The organism is [Clostridium] ammoniilyticum (genome assembly GCF_025566905.1).
In the GTDB taxonomy this organism is placed as follows: Bacteria; Bacillota_I; Bacilli_A; order Erysipelotrichales; family Coprobacillaceae; genus Faecalibacillus; species Faecalibacillus intestinalis.
In genome coordinates this window covers 195,480-210,172 of sequence record NZ_JAOQJR010000004.1, presented here as the reverse complement: position 1 = coordinate 210,172, position 14,693 = coordinate 195,480, and the positions used below count along the sequence as shown (strand labels likewise).

General features: G+C 28.9%; 15 protein-coding genes. All 15 read right to left on the bottom strand.

From position 1 onward, the window contains the following. Entirely contained in the window at positions 1-1,017 is a 1,017-nt protein-coding gene (locus tag OCV55_RS05830) for a molybdopterin-binding protein (protein ID WP_147580075.1), read from the bottom strand. A gap of 1 nt (position 1,018) precedes the next feature. Continuing rightward, positions 1,019-1,798, bottom strand: coding sequence for a molybdate ABC transporter substrate-binding protein (modA, locus tag OCV55_RS05825; protein ID WP_147580074.1), 780 nt, complete (start codon positions 1,796-1,798; stop codon positions 1,019-1,021). Then, on the bottom strand, positions 1,798-2,442 hold the full coding sequence (locus OCV55_RS05820) for an ATP-binding cassette domain-containing protein (RefSeq protein ID WP_032089998.1): 645 nt from the start codon (positions 2,440-2,442) through the stop codon (positions 1,798-1,800). The genes modA and OCV55_RS05820 overlap by 1 nt, the downstream gene beginning before the upstream one ends. Beyond that, the gene (gene modB, locus OCV55_RS05815; protein ID WP_267309831.1) at positions 2,443-3,138 is read right to left on the bottom strand and encodes a molybdate ABC transporter permease subunit; all 696 of its coding nucleotides are present in this window, start codon (positions 3,136-3,138) and stop codon (positions 2,443-2,445) included. It lies immediately after the preceding gene. Next, entirely contained in the window at positions 3,113-4,054 is a 942-nt protein-coding gene (locus OCV55_RS05810) for an MOSC domain-containing protein (protein WP_147580073.1), read from the bottom strand. The genes modB and OCV55_RS05810 overlap by 26 nt, the downstream gene beginning before the upstream one ends. Continuing rightward, positions 4,039-4,518, bottom strand: coding sequence for a cyclic pyranopterin monophosphate synthase MoaC (gene moaC, locus OCV55_RS05805; protein WP_032089996.1), 480 nt, complete (start codon positions 4,516-4,518; stop codon positions 4,039-4,041). Before moaC ends, OCV55_RS05810 begins: the two co-directional genes overlap by 16 nt. A gap of 1 nt (position 4,519) precedes the next feature. Further along, positions 4,520-5,455, bottom strand: a complete 936-nt coding sequence (locus OCV55_RS05800) for a GTP 3',8-cyclase MoaA (RefSeq protein WP_147580072.1) — start codon at positions 5,453-5,455, stop codon at positions 4,520-4,522. Between the two features lie 128 nt (positions 5,456-5,583). Continuing rightward, the gene (pcp, locus tag OCV55_RS05795) at positions 5,584-6,228 is read right to left on the bottom strand and encodes a pyroglutamyl-peptidase I (RefSeq protein WP_032089994.1); all 645 of its coding nucleotides are present in this window, start codon (positions 6,226-6,228) and stop codon (positions 5,584-5,586) included. 11 nt (positions 6,229-6,239) lie between these two features. Beyond that, a complete protein-coding gene (locus tag OCV55_RS05790; protein WP_147580071.1) occupies positions 6,240-7,178 on the bottom strand; it encodes a DUF979 domain-containing protein in 939 nt (312 codons plus the stop codon). Between the two features lies 1 nt (position 7,179). Then, a complete protein-coding gene (locus OCV55_RS05785; protein ID WP_032089992.1) occupies positions 7,180-7,890 on the bottom strand; it encodes a DUF969 domain-containing protein in 711 nt (236 codons plus the stop codon). A gap of 107 nt (positions 7,891-7,997) precedes the next feature. Continuing rightward, on the bottom strand, positions 7,998-8,294 hold the full coding sequence (locus OCV55_RS05780) for a nucleotide pyrophosphohydrolase (RefSeq protein WP_032089991.1): 297 nt from the start codon (positions 8,292-8,294) through the stop codon (positions 7,998-8,000). Next, on the bottom strand, positions 8,266-9,483 hold the full coding sequence (locus OCV55_RS05775; protein ID WP_147580070.1) for a Wadjet anti-phage system protein JetD domain-containing protein: 1,218 nt from the start codon (positions 9,481-9,483) through the stop codon (positions 8,266-8,268). Before OCV55_RS05775 ends, OCV55_RS05780 begins: the two co-directional genes overlap by 29 nt. Continuing rightward, a complete protein-coding gene (locus OCV55_RS05770) occupies positions 9,470-12,712 on the bottom strand; it encodes an ATP-binding protein (protein ID WP_267309830.1) in 3,243 nt (1,080 codons plus the stop codon). The genes OCV55_RS05775 and OCV55_RS05770 overlap by 14 nt, the downstream gene beginning before the upstream one ends. Next, the gene (locus OCV55_RS05765) at positions 12,681-13,319 is read right to left on the bottom strand and encodes a DUF4194 domain-containing protein (protein ID WP_022002533.1); all 639 of its coding nucleotides are present in this window, start codon (positions 13,317-13,319) and stop codon (positions 12,681-12,683) included. The genes OCV55_RS05770 and OCV55_RS05765 overlap by 32 nt, the downstream gene beginning before the upstream one ends. Next, on the bottom strand, positions 13,312-14,664 hold the full coding sequence (locus tag OCV55_RS05760) for a Wadjet anti-phage system protein JetA family protein (protein WP_147580068.1): 1,353 nt from the start codon (positions 14,662-14,664) through the stop codon (positions 13,312-13,314). The genes OCV55_RS05765 and OCV55_RS05760 overlap by 8 nt, the downstream gene beginning before the upstream one ends. Between the last annotated feature and the right edge of the window lie 29 nt (positions 14,665-14,693).

Sequence of the window (14,693 nt, the reverse complement as noted above, 5' to 3'; positions counted from 1 at the left end):
TTATCCTTTCGAAAGTCCACAATTTGGAAAAGTACAAACAGGACAATTTAAACAAAGTCCTCCTTCACCAAGCAAAGCAAGTTCGTCACTGGTAATTAAATCTTTAGCAAGAAGTCTTGGTAAAACAATATCAAAAATTGTTCGACGTGAATACATAACACATCCTGGTAATCCAACAATTGGAACATCACCTTTATAACTTAATAAAAACATTGCTCCAGGAAGAACAGGTGCACCATAGCTTATTATTTTTGCACCTGTGTTTTTTATCGCCAGTGGTGTTTTATCATCAGGATCAACAGACATTCCTCCTGTGCATAAAACAAGATCCACTCCTAGTTTTAAAGCTTCATTGATTTTACTAGTTGTCATTTCATGATCATCTAATGATAAACTATGGTAAGTAACTTCTACCCCGTATTCTTTTAATTTTTCTACGATGACTGGCGTAAATGTATCTTTAATTCTCCCTTTATAAACCTCTGAACCTGTAGTAATAATTCCTGCTGTTTTTATTTGATAAGGCATGATTTTTAAAATAGGTTTTTGAATTTTTTCTTGGATTTGTTGCATCTTTTCTTTTTCAATAACGAGTGGAATAATACGCATACCTGCAAGTTTATCCCCTTTTTTTACAGGTACATTTCCTTGTCTTGTCGCAATCATCATTTTTCCAAAAGAATTGACCTTAAAAAGTTCTTCTCGATTTACTTTAAACAATCCATCAATTGTACTTGTAAGTTCAATCTTTCCTTCACTAATAGCGCTTTTTTTCATATATTCATTGAAACAAAGATTACATAATATTTCTGCTGCATCATTTTCATGTATCATTGTTTCATCTTTTTCAAAAACATAAAGATGTTCTTTCCCTAAATTCAATAATACTTCAATATCTTCTTCTTTAATAATATGACCCTTCTTAAAACGGGGCCCTTTTCTTTGGTCTTTTACAATTTCTGTGATATCATGGCAGAGAACACTACCTATGGCATCTTCTGTTTTAATTTCTTTCATGTTATTTATTAACAGTAAACCCGTAATTTTCAAATTGTTTTAAAGAAGATTTCTTTTGAATGAATTTTATGAATTTTTCAGTTTCATCACTATGTTTTGTTTTAGCAAGTTTTGCAACTGGGTAAATAACAGGTTCATCTAATAAACTATTTTCACATGTTGCAAGGACTTTTACATCTTTACTGCTTTTAGCATCTGTTGAATAAACAATACCTACTTCACTTGAAGATGAAGCAACCCAGTTTAATACTTCAGTAACATTTCCCCCTAAACTATATTTTGAACTTAAAGCATCATATAGCCCTAAATGAGTTAATGCAATTTTTGCATATTGACCAGCAGGTACAACTTCAGGATCTCCAATCGCAATTGTTTCTGCTTTTGCGATATTAGCAAAATCTTTTACTTCTGTTGTTGTTTGTTTACCAGTAATTAAAACCAGTTTATTTTCTAATAAATCAACAACATCCTTTTTATTAATGTATTTTTCATCAACAAGAGCATCCATTTGTTTTGTTGCTGCTGAAAAGAAAACATCTGCCTTTAATCCTTGTTCAATTTGAATTTGTAATTTACCACTTGAATCATAAACTCCTTGAACTTTGATATTTGGATTTTCTTTTTCAAATTCAGGAATAAGTTTGTCTTCAAACGTATTTTCCAAACTTGCTGCAGCAGCAAATGTCAATGTTACTTCTTCTTGTTGATCTTGAGTTGATGAACAACCACATAAAGTAACAATCATTAAAAAACTACACATTAAACTTAATAACTTTTTCATTATTCCAATCTCCCTCTTTTTATTTTTAATTTATTATCACACATCATTTCCATTTCCTTTGGACTATGTGTTACAAACAGACATTTCTTTTGATATTCAATTAATTTTTTCTTTGTTTCATTTAAAAGCATTTCCTTTAATGATTCATCTAAGGCACTAAAAGGTTCGTCTAATAAAACAAGATTTGTATCATAAACAAGTAACCGTGCTAAAGCAACGCGTTGTTTTTGTCCTCCTGAAAGCTGACGAGGATATCTTTTTTGTAAATCATCTATTTGAAAGTCTTTCATGATTTGTTGAACTTTTTCTTTAATCACTTGTTTATCTTCATGATGTGCTTTTAAAGGAGCAGCAATGTTTTGATAAACATTCATATGATCAAATAATGCGTAATTTTGAAACATGTATCCTATTTTTCTTTTTTGTGGGGAAATATTAATTTTTAAATCACTGTCAAATAAAACTTCATCATCTAAAACAATACGTCCTGCATCCGGTGTCATAATTCCAGCAATACATTTTAAAACCATACTTTTTCCACTTCCACTTGGTCCCATTAAACCAAGGCGGTCTTCATGACTTTCAAAACAGACATCTAAATCGTATTCTGACAATTTTTTAAAGATTACAACTTCTAATTTCATCTAAAAACTCCTTTTTTTCTTAATAGAGTATTGATAAACATTGACACCAACAACAGCTATCAAACAAACAACAACGATAATAAAAACATAAACACCTGCATTATCATAATTTCCTGACATGACTTCACTATAGACCGCTAAAGGTAAAGTTCTTGTTTTTCCAACTATATTTCCTGCAAGCATAGCCGTTGCTCCAAATTCCCCTAAACCTCTTGCAAAAGATAGAACACCCCCACTAATAATTCCTGGCATAGCTTCAGGTAAAATGACTGTAAAGAAAATGCGTTTTTCTGACATTCCCAGTGTTCTTCCTGAATCAATCAAATCATGATCTATTTGTTCCATGGCCGATTTGGCACTACGATACATTAAAGGAAAAGAAATCACGACAGCAGCAATAACCGTTGCTGAAAAACTAAAAGTAATTTTATAATGAAAAACATGGAGAAAAAGTTTTCCAATAGGTTGATTAACCCCAAAGATCATGAGTAAGAAAAATCCCATAACTGTTGGTGGTAAAACAAGAGGCATGGTAAAAATACCGTCTAAAATAATTTTCGTTAAATCATGTTTTCGATTCAACGTCCATTTTGCAAGAAATAAACCTAAAAAGAAAGTAATGACAATTGTAATAATTGCTGTTTTTAAAGAAATATAAAGAGGTGATAAATCAACCATCTTTTCGAGCACAATCATGTGCCTCTCCTTTTAAAGTTTCTAACCCATGTTTTAAAGGATCAATAATAATATCTAAACTTTCTTTAACAGCTTTTAAACTTCCTGGCAAATTAATAATCAACGTTTTGTTTCTTAAAATAGATACCCCTCTTGAAAGCATGGCACGATTGGTATATTTCATTGACTCATAGCGAATTGCTTCGCTGATACCTGGTACATTTCGTGTTGCTACTTTTAGTGTGGCTTCTGGTGTGACATCCCGCATACTTAACCCTGTCCCACCAGTGGTAATAATCAAATCATTATGACAACGATCTGATAAATTAATCAATGCTTGTTCAATTAGCTTTTGTTCATCAGGTAAGATTTCATAAGAAGTGACATAATAGCCTCTTTCTTTAAAATAATCTTGGATGTAAGGTCCACTTAAATCCTCTCTTTGACCCTGACTGCCTTTATCAGAAAGTGTTAAAATCGCCACACGTAAACGTTTATCTCTTTCTTTTAAAACTTCAACTGAGTCATTCAACTGAATCGTTCCTCCTTTTAAAACACGAGAAAACAAGCCATTTGTGGGCATAATACATTTTCCTACTTGATGATAAATAGCACAATGGTTATGGCAGCTTTTCCCAAGTTGAGTAATTTCAAGAATAACATCACCTATTTTAAGACGTGTTCCTATTTCAATTTTATTAAAATCAATTCCTGAAATAAGTAAATTTTCACCAAAAGCACCATCTTCAACAGTAGAACCCATTTTCTTAAATTTTTCTCTTGTTTCATAAGATAACAAGGAAACTTGTCGATGCCAAGAACCTGCATGAGCATCATTTTTAAAGCCATGATTTTCAATAACTTCAATTTTTTCAACAGGTATTTTTGCCGTTCCTTTTTTTTCACTTAAACAGATTGCTTTTACTTGTCCTGCCATTTAAAATCACCACTCTTTCCACCACTTTTACTTATTAAATGAATATTTCTAATTTCCATTTCTTTACTAACAGCCTTTGACATATCATAAATAGTAAGTAGTGTAGCACTCACACCATGGAGTGCTTCCATTTCAACCCCTGTCTTTCCCAAACATGTAACTTGACAATAAGTTTCTATCAATTCTTTTTCATGATTAATATGAAAATCCACGGTAATCTTACTTAGAAGTAAAGGATGGCATAATGGAATAATATCACTGGTTTTCTTTACTGCCATAATTCCAGCAATTCTTGCCACTGAAAGAACATCTCCCTTTTTCATTTGATGATTTTCAATTTTTTCAAGTATTTCTTGACCAACACAAATTTCACCATAAGCAATTGCTGTTCTTTGTGTTGTGTCTTTTGAAGACACATCTACCATAATGGCATTTCCTTTTTCATCAAAGTGTGTAAAATCCATATTATCCTCCTATTTCATTCATTTTTGTATAAGAAACATTCTCTTCAAAATGATGTTCTTTTGGTTTTAATTCAATTGCTTTTTCAAGATGCAAACGTAATTGTTTTTCATTATTAAGATACGGTTTTAAATCATGCATTTCTTCATAAAATAAACACGGCTTGATCTTTCCAGTACTTGTTAAACGAAGACGATTACATTGATGACAAAACTTATGATGAAGAGCTTCAATAAAACCAACATAACCTTGATAACCATTTATTGTATAATAATGCGCAGGACCATTGCCTAATTTATCTAGACATTCTTGAATTGGATATTTTTTTAAATAATGGAGAACATCTTTCATTTTTTGATTACGCTGTTCTTTATTTAAAGGCATGAGTTCAATAAAACGCAACGCTATTTTTTTATCTTTAATAAGCATCAACATATTTTCCAAGCGATTCATTGTAAAAGTATCATCGACAACACAATTTATTTTTACAGGAATTTGTAGCTTATAAGCATAAAACAAATTATCTAAAACTATTCCTAAACAATCTTGTTGTGTCAATAAAAAATATTCTTTTAGATCAAGAGTATCTATTGAAAAATTAATACCATCTATTCCTATTTCTTTTAAACAATCTAAATCTTCTTTAGTAAATAAAGAGCCATTGGTTGTTAAAGTGACCTGAACATTTCGTTTTTTTAATTCTTTAATAAAGAAAAGATAATCTTTTCTAATTGTTGGTTCCCCACCTGTAATTTTAAATTTATTGATTCCTAATTGGATAGCTTGATCAACAATGAGTAATAATTGTTCATAAGATAAAATATCTTGATGTTTTAATTTTCGTGGATGATCATTTTTACAATAAGCACATTGAAAATGACAACGATCTGTAATGGAAATACGCATATAATCTATTTTTCTTTGATATAAATCCAACATAAGCCCTCCGTTATTTTCAAATGAGAATAACCCTATAAATAATTTAATAGATTATCTTGCAAATTTCAACAAAATATTTTAGACAAAATAAAAAAACTAGAATTATTTCTAACTCTAGTTTTCGATAACTAATGTGTATGTCCTTCAACAGCGACAATATCTTCTGGATTTTCAGCAATTGCTTTACAAGCAGCTTCAATTCCTTTAACAATTGTATCAAGTGATAAACTTGGTGCATTTGTTGGACGGTTAGCAACTTGACTTGTAATAAATGGTACATGCATAAATCCACCTCGCATTGATGGGTATTTTTTAGCAATTGTATAAAGAACACCATACATTAAATGGTTACATACATAAGTTCCTGCTGAATTAGAAACACTTGCAGGAATATCTGCTTTTCTAATTTCAGCAACCATTGCTTTGATTGGTAAAGATGAAAAATAAGCATTTTCTCCATCTTCAAAGATTGAACCACTTAAAGGTTGATTTCCTTCATTATCAGGAATACGTGCATCATTAATATTGATAGCCACTCTTTCTGGTGTTAAGTCAAATCTTCCACCTGCTTGTCCAATACATAAAACAACATCAGGATGTTCTTTTTCAATAGCATTTGCAACTGTATCAATTGATTTATAGAAAACAGTTGGTACTTCTAATTTAACGATTTCAAGATCACCAATTTTGTCTTGAACACGTTTGACAGCTTCTAAAGCTGGATTAATTTTTTCTCCTCCAAAAGGATCAAATGCAGTTAATAATAATTTCATTTCATTTCCTCCTAGAAAGCTAATACATACATTAAAACAATGTGTACTGCTAACATAATTAACGCAACTGGTAATTGTGAAATTATTATAGCATATTTACTCTTCGTTTCCAATAAAGCCGCTGGCATAATATTGAAGTTTGCAGCCATTGGTGTCATTAATGTACCACAATATCCTGCAGTTAACCCTAAAGCACCTACAACAACTGGATTTGCTCCTTGAGCGATTAAGAATGGATAACCAATACCCACTGTAATAACTGCAAAAGCAGCAAAACCATTACCCATGATAATTGTAAATAAAGCCATACCAATGCAATAAACAGCAACGGCAATAAAATGATTTCCTTCAGGAATAATAGCACCTACTCCTGCAGCAATAACAGCACCTACTCCTGCAGCTGTAAATAATGAACCTAAAGCTGCTAAAACTTGTGGTAGGATACCTGTTGTTCCTACGTTATCTGTTAAACGAATACCATCCTTAAATGGTAAAGAAAATTTAGGTTTGAAAATAAAGTAAGCAACAATTAAACCAACAATAGCACTAATACCAATGGCATTGTTTGCTCCTAAATTTGTAAAGAATGTTGCAACAACAACTGCTGATAAAGCTAAAACAACAGGTGGAATAAATGATTTATATCCATATTTATCTGCGTTTTCTCTTGTTTCTTTAGCAGTAGGAATATTCATTGCAGCTGGTTGTACTAAACCAGTAGCAGTTAAGATAGCTAAAACAATAATACATGCCCCTGTAATCCATGTAGGAATATAAGGTCCAACAATGAAGGTAATAGCTAAAATAAACCAAAAGATTGCTGTTGTTGTTCGTTTTTCAACTTCTTTATTTTTTAAAGCACTGACTCCAGTAAAAGCAAAAATAAGTCCAATAATACAATAGAAAACTTCTGCTAAAATTGTACTTGTATTCCAATCTATTTCTAACATACTATTTTTCTCCTCCTTGCTTTTTACTAAAACGTTTCTTTAATTTACGATCATACCATAAAGCATAACCAATACCCACAATAACTGAAATAATAGCAATTGGAATTGAATTTAAAGCAATTTGATTAGCAGTTACTTCTTGAGCAATATTGTGTGATTTGAAGATTTCATTTAAAGTCGAAACAATTAATAAAGTTCCTGATGACCCCATGAAACAGTTTTGAGCAAAGAAATTCCCATAGTTTTCTGTTCCTGCTGCCATCCCCTTAATTTCATCTTCAGTTTTTTCATCAATATCTCCATATTTAGCAATCGCACATGCTTGTGCCATTGGGTTGATTAAAGGACGGATAAATTGTGGATGTCCTCCAATACGTAATGAAAATGCTGAAGCAATTGTACGAATGACTTGCCAAATAGATAATAAACGACCTGTTGTTGCACTCTTGATACCTCTGATAAAATCAACAGCTTTATCGCGAAGTCCCATACGTTCACATATACCAATAACTGGTAATGTTAAAATAAATAATGTTGCTGTACGGTTTGTAAGGAAAGCAGCTCCAAGTGTTGATAAAATATCCATAATAGACATTCCACCAACTAAACCAGTAACGATACCTGCAACAACTACAGTAGCTAATGTATCAAATTTTAAAGCAAAACCAATGATAACAATAACTATCCCGACAAGTTTGATAGCGTCTCCCATTATAAAATTCCTCCTTAGTGACTGTAAAATTATATACTGAATTCATCTTTTTTGCAAATTATTCTACATAATTAAAAAAATGGCATCTTTTCTGCCATTTTCGTTATTTATTGATTACATTTATCGATAGGATATTTCTTTTCATTCATTGCCATTTTCATATCAACAATTTCATCAACATCTAAATTAAGTTTGTCTAATAAATCCTGACTATAAATAATTACATCTGCTAATTCTTCTTTAACATGTTGTAAATCAAAATTTTCTTCATCCCATTGAAAACATTCTAAAAGTTCACTTGCTTCTATTGAAATAGATTTAGCAAGATTAGCAGGTGAATGAAACTTTTCCCAATGACGATCTTCTGTAAATTTTCTAATACGTGTTAATGTCTTTTCTTTCATTCTCATTTTCTCCTATTATTTCTTGTTCTAACTTGACATTATTTTTTAACATATAATCAATCAATTCATTTTGATTTTCTTTAAACGATAACAATCTCTTTCGATCATTTTGAGTTAAAGGCTTTGTATAATCCTTGTATTTCTTTAACATCTCTATATTCATTTTATACATTTGAAAAGGAATTTGCGTTTTCTTTATTAAAGATTCATAGATATGGAAGCCACCTGCATCGATATCGCCAAAATGAAAATAATGAACGCTTTCTCCTAAAAAATCATAAAGACATTTTAAAAATGCTTCAATTGCATGATTATGAAAACCATTTGTAAAAATATAGAAAGTGTCTTTTAAAGATACATCGTGAAAAGATGTTAAATTTTCGATAGTCATCACCTGTTTTGCATCAATTCTTTTTATTTTTAAATCTTTGATACAAATACTCGGTAAGACAAAGTAATAATGCATTTCATTCAAATTAATGATTTGTCCATTGATTTGTAAAATAGCATTCCCTTTTAAATAAACATACGCTGGATTTTTTCTGATATAAAACGCTTCAAAAATATCATTTTCATTATCTAATGTATCATCATAAAAATCTTTAATAATATGAACAATTTTATTTTTATACTTTTCTAACTTTTTTGTATCACCCAATACTTTTTCAGAAAATCTTCTAAAAGAGATTTCATCTTTTTGATCAATCATTCCTTTTAATATTTTCATAACATTTTCTAAATCATTTTCATCATAAACTTTTAAATAAGGCAAAAGACTTTGTTGATGAATCGCCCTTTTTTTCATTTCATCAACAAAATCTTTAATAAATGCCTCTTCATGATATTGATCAAGTAATTTTACATAATGAATTATTTTCTCTTTAACGGGTACTCTTTTTAATTCTTTATAAATTCGATCAAGACAATTTTCTTCTTGATTTAAAATGAGTTCTCTATCTCCTAAAATGCTCTTTTTAGAAAATTCAACAAATCCTTGAGATTGTAATTGAAAAGCAATATTTTCTAATTCATTTGTTTCTTCATAATGAAAGCTATGTCCATATTCAGGAAACTTTTTATGCAAAACAATAGAAATCTTTCTTGGTTTTTCACTTTTTCCTTTATAATAACTACTTTTTTCATAACGATCAATAAACTCATTTAAGATTTCATTTCTATAATTGTTCATCTTTAAAACCTTCTACAAAAGATTGTTGTCCCTGTTTAATGACAAGCAATCTTGTATTAACATAAGGAATAATCGTACTTGCTCTTGAAGGTGGTACTGCAATAAATGTTTGAATTTCACGTTCATTGTAGAATTTAATCATTTCTTGAATTCTTTGTTCATCCATATTATTGAATGCTTCATCAAAAATAACGACACAACCAAAATCTTCATTTTGATTTCGGTTACGGATAACTTGTTCAAAACTTGCTGCCATAATAACATAGAATGGTGTTTGTGTTTCCCCACCAGATTTTTCTTTATTGACTTTTGAAAAATAAGCAAAGTCTCCACTTGCATATTTGATTTTAATATCATAGTCTAAGTAATTACGATAGTCTGTATATTCCATGAGCATTTGTTCAGTTTCTTGATCATTTTCTACAGAAGATAATTTAATAAATAAATCATCCATAATTCTTCTTTGACTTTCACTTAATGTTTCAGATAAAAGATTATTCACCATATATTCTTTTCCTGATTGGATGATCTTATAGTATTCTTTAAAATCATCTCTTGAAGTTGGTGAAACACAGAATTCATAGGTTTCACCATTAAAATCTCTTTGTGCTAATCCTTTATTTAATTCAGCAATATCTTTTTTTGCATTTTCAATTTTTTCATTTAATCCAGAAATAAAAGATGTTTTAAAAGATTCCTCGCATTTAAGTTTTGCTTGTCTTGTTTTTTCTTCTTTAGAAACAATATCCATCTCCTTTAATTGATGGTATCTTTGTTTATAACTTTCAATATCTGTTAAAGCATTTTCAAAACCAATATTATATGCATCATTATAGTCTTTCATTTTCATGACTATTTGATTTTCAATTTGGTTTGCCTTTCGTTGATAACCATTTCCTTGTTGTTCAATATCATTTTTCATACCATTAAAATCTTTAGAAAAACGTTTTAAATAAATAACGACTTGTTGATCAGCTACTTGAGTAACATCAACATGCTCCATTTCAAATTGAACTATATTTTCATGTAATAATTGATATTCTTCTTGAGTTTGTTCAAGTTGTTCTTTAAATGTTTCTAGATTATTTTCAAGACTTCCTTTTTTCATAAGTGAGTCTTCTTTTTCTCTTTTTGTTTTTTCAAGTTGTTTTTTTACTGCATCACATTCTTCTTGTAAAGAAATAAGTGAATCATCTAAAATTAATTTTTCATAGCGATCATTAATTTCTTGATATTCTTTTAGTAAATTATGATATTCATCAATTAAATCTAAGCGATAGAAGATATGATCTGCTTTGGATTGATTTAATAATGCTTGACCATTTTTTAAATCTTCATAATTTGCTTTTTGTAATTTGATTTCTTGTTTTAGGTTTTCCAATTCTTGTTCAATTGTCGCTAATTGAATTTTAATAGCACCTAATCCAATGTATGGTTTATTGTAAATACGTGGATTGATTGCACGTGCTGTATAATTTTTATAAAGCATACATGTTGGCGTAATCGCTGTAGCATAATTTCTAAGTTGTGTAACATCATCGACACATTGTACTTTAGAAAGCAACATGTTGACATACCATCTAGCATATGTATTTTTACAATCTAATTGACTTGCAATGGTGTCTTTAACATCCACATCTTCATATCTTGACATTTTCGCAACATCAACAATTCCTACACCATATATACCTCTTTTATTTTTATATTCTTCATAAACAAGTAATGCATATTCAAAATATTCTGGTTCAATAATTAAATCAAATCTTTGACTATTAAGATATCCTTCTAATGCATTTCGCCATTTTTCATCTTTAACTTCAATATATTCACATAATGGTTTAACTTCAATTGTTTTTCCATAATGACTTGTAAGTTTTTCATTTAATAATTGAATTAATTCTTGAATTTCTTTTCTATAATAAAGTTGATTTTCTTTAAGAGAATCATATTCTTTACAATATTCATTAAAACGATCAACTGTTTGTGTCATTTCAATTTTTAAATGTGATATTTTTTCAGTAACATCGTTTGTTCTTTTAGAAACTTCTTCTACAATATTTCTAAATGCATGTGTCAATGTTTCTGTTTGATAATCTTGATTTTGAAGAATTTGGATATAACTATTTGGTATTTTTACTTTCTTTAATAATTGTATTTCTTGTTTAATTTCTGTTATAAGAGTTTGATAACTGTTTTCTTTTTTTTCTTTTTCTTTTTTGAGTTGTTCACTTTCTTTTTGTAATTCATTTTTTAAGTTATAGGTCTCGTTTTCTCTTAATGATTCATCTAAACGATGATATCTTTCTTGATAAGTTTCTTCATCTTGATTTAATTGTGTAAGTTTTTGTTGTACAAAATTTAGCTGATCATTTATTTTTTGATATTTCTTTTGACTATTATCAATAATAGCTTGTAATTGCTTTTCTTGTAATTTTTCTTTTAAACATTCTAAAACATCCATTTGAAAGTGCGTATCTAAATAAGTGTCATATTGACTTACAACACCTTCTAATGATTCACATTCTTTTTTAGATATTTTTAATTTTTCTTCAAGAACTTTATAGTGTTTGATACTGTCTCTTAAATTTTGAATATCAACAAAGTCTTCTTTTAATAAAAAGTCAACAATGAATTGATAAACATTATCAATCGCTTTAAAAGCAAGTGCTCTCGTTACTAAATCAAAATATTTACTTTTAACACCTAAAGCATTTCCAAATAAGCTTTCTCCTTCTTTAATTGTATCTTTAAAAATACCTGTTTGTTGATGATCAATTAAAGCTTTTTTAAATTCTTTTCTCGTCAAAACTCTTCTTTCTTCAATAAATGCTACATCGCTGATTTCACAATCAATAATTTGAAAAAAATCTCTATTTAATCTTCCACCAGCTGGTAAATCAATAACAGTTCCAATAATTTGATATTTTTCTGTTTTTTCATCATAAAACTCTAATGCAATATAAGTTGTCACATCACCATTTCTAACAAATTCATGCCCTTCAATTCCTGTTTTACAACGAATATAAGACTCTAATGTACGATTTCCAATATCACTTGCTGCTTTATTAAATTTACATTTACCAGCAGTTAAAACATATTGAATCGCATCTAAAATTGTAGATTTCCCTGTTCCATTTTCTCCAGTAATTAAGGCATTTTTATAGATTTCAAATTCTTCATTAGAAAAAGTATGCCAATTAATCAGTTTCACTTTCGTTAATGTTTTCATCGTGATCTCCTTTTTTATATTGTTGAATACGTTGATTGATTTCATCTATTTTTTGAATTGGTAAAATATAATTAATTGTTGGATAAATAATTAAACGTGTATCATCTTCGTTTAAATCACCAATACGTTCACATATATTATATCTTGACAAGAAATGATAGATATTTTTTAAATCTGTCTTTTTTAGACGTTCGTTATAAATACCAGTTGCTTCTATTTCACTATGAAGTTCCCCAAGGGAAATATGAATAAATTCAGTATCTTGTAACTCTTGTGATTTTTGAAAATAAAGTTTTCTAAGTAACAATAAAACAATTGTTTGCATTTGATTAAGATTTAAATGATTGTAATTATTTAAATTATGGATATAGATGACACGGTCTGCTTTATATAAATGAAAATCATAATCAAGCATCATTAAAAAATCTTTAAATAGTTGTTCATTTTCACTAATAAAATAATAATCTTCGCGATCTCTTTTTCTTCCACCACAAATAAAATTAACCGCTAATAATCGATTTAAAATACGTGAAAATTCTTCTTTTCTTTTTTCAGATAATAACAAATATGCCTGTGACATATTTTTCATCAGTTCATTTTTATTCATCTTCAACTCTCCTTATTATAAATTCTCTAAATTGATAATGATCTTTCTTTATAATATTTTCTTGTGGTTCTATTTTATATCGAGCATTTTGACTATAACCATAAAGCCATGTCAAAATAAATAAAGATAAATCTTTATTTTGATCATAATAATTTGAACCCAATATTGTTTCTTGTTGCTCCAAACATTGTAAAACATTTTTTTCAATGGCTGTTTTTGTATATTTTTCATTTTGTTTTAGTTTTTCAATCGCCATTAAACGTGTTTGTTCATCTAATTGTGTATCTAAAATCAAATCCGTATTTTTAACTTTTTTTATTTGTCGTGGTAAATATAAAGAATTTTGATCTAAGTATTTATTAATTGAAATCGTTGCTACTTGATCAAACACTTCTGGACATTCTTGCCCTTCTTTAATGATGTCATTGATTTTTCCACCAATATCTTCTTTTACATTCATTAAAAACATAATACGATTTGTTGCTGAAGCAACAAACTTTTCATTTTTACGATTGATTTCATTAATTAAATCTAAAATACTTTCAAAGGCATCAATAATATAAGATGTTTGTTTATAAAACAAATCCATTGCCTCTTGATAAGTTAAATCTTTAGAAAGCATGATATTTCCTATAATCGTTTCAGATGTTGCTTGATCATCTTGTATTCTTTGAATTTGAGAAATGATACTATTACGATATTTTAAAGGATGATCTTTAGTTGTTAGATTATAAAAAGCACGATCTACTATCTTTAATTGATAATCACTTAATAAAGAATCTAAAATTTGATTTAAATCATTTTTCATATTATCTTGAACAAGACGTTTGATATAACGCTTAATATTTGTATTCAAATTTTTTAATTTTGTCATTAAACTTTTTGTCATACTATATTGTGCATCAAGAATCTTATGTCCATTTTCAATATCAAAATTTTTAAACTGCGAATAAATACTATAAACCATACTTGAGTATTCTATGTCTCTGTCTTCTTCTAAATTCATTAAAGTTTCAATAATACTAATAGCATAATCTTCAAAACTAGCATACACATGATAGTTTTCCCCTACTTCTTCACTCAACCAACCACATTCTTTTAATCTTCGATAAACATAAAAAGCACGTTCTCTTGGCGATTGACTTTGAAGTTCTTCAAGTTCAATTAAGTGACTACTAAAATATTTTGTTAACTCATAAATCAAGTTTTCTTTTAAAGATGCAAAGGATGCATCATCCTTAATATACTCATAAAGAACACAAATACATTCACTGATAACAACACGATCAGCTGTATTAAATATATTAAAAAAGTTTCTTGGTAATGTATCAAATATATTAACCATGGTTACCTCCAATCATTAAAAACTCTTTT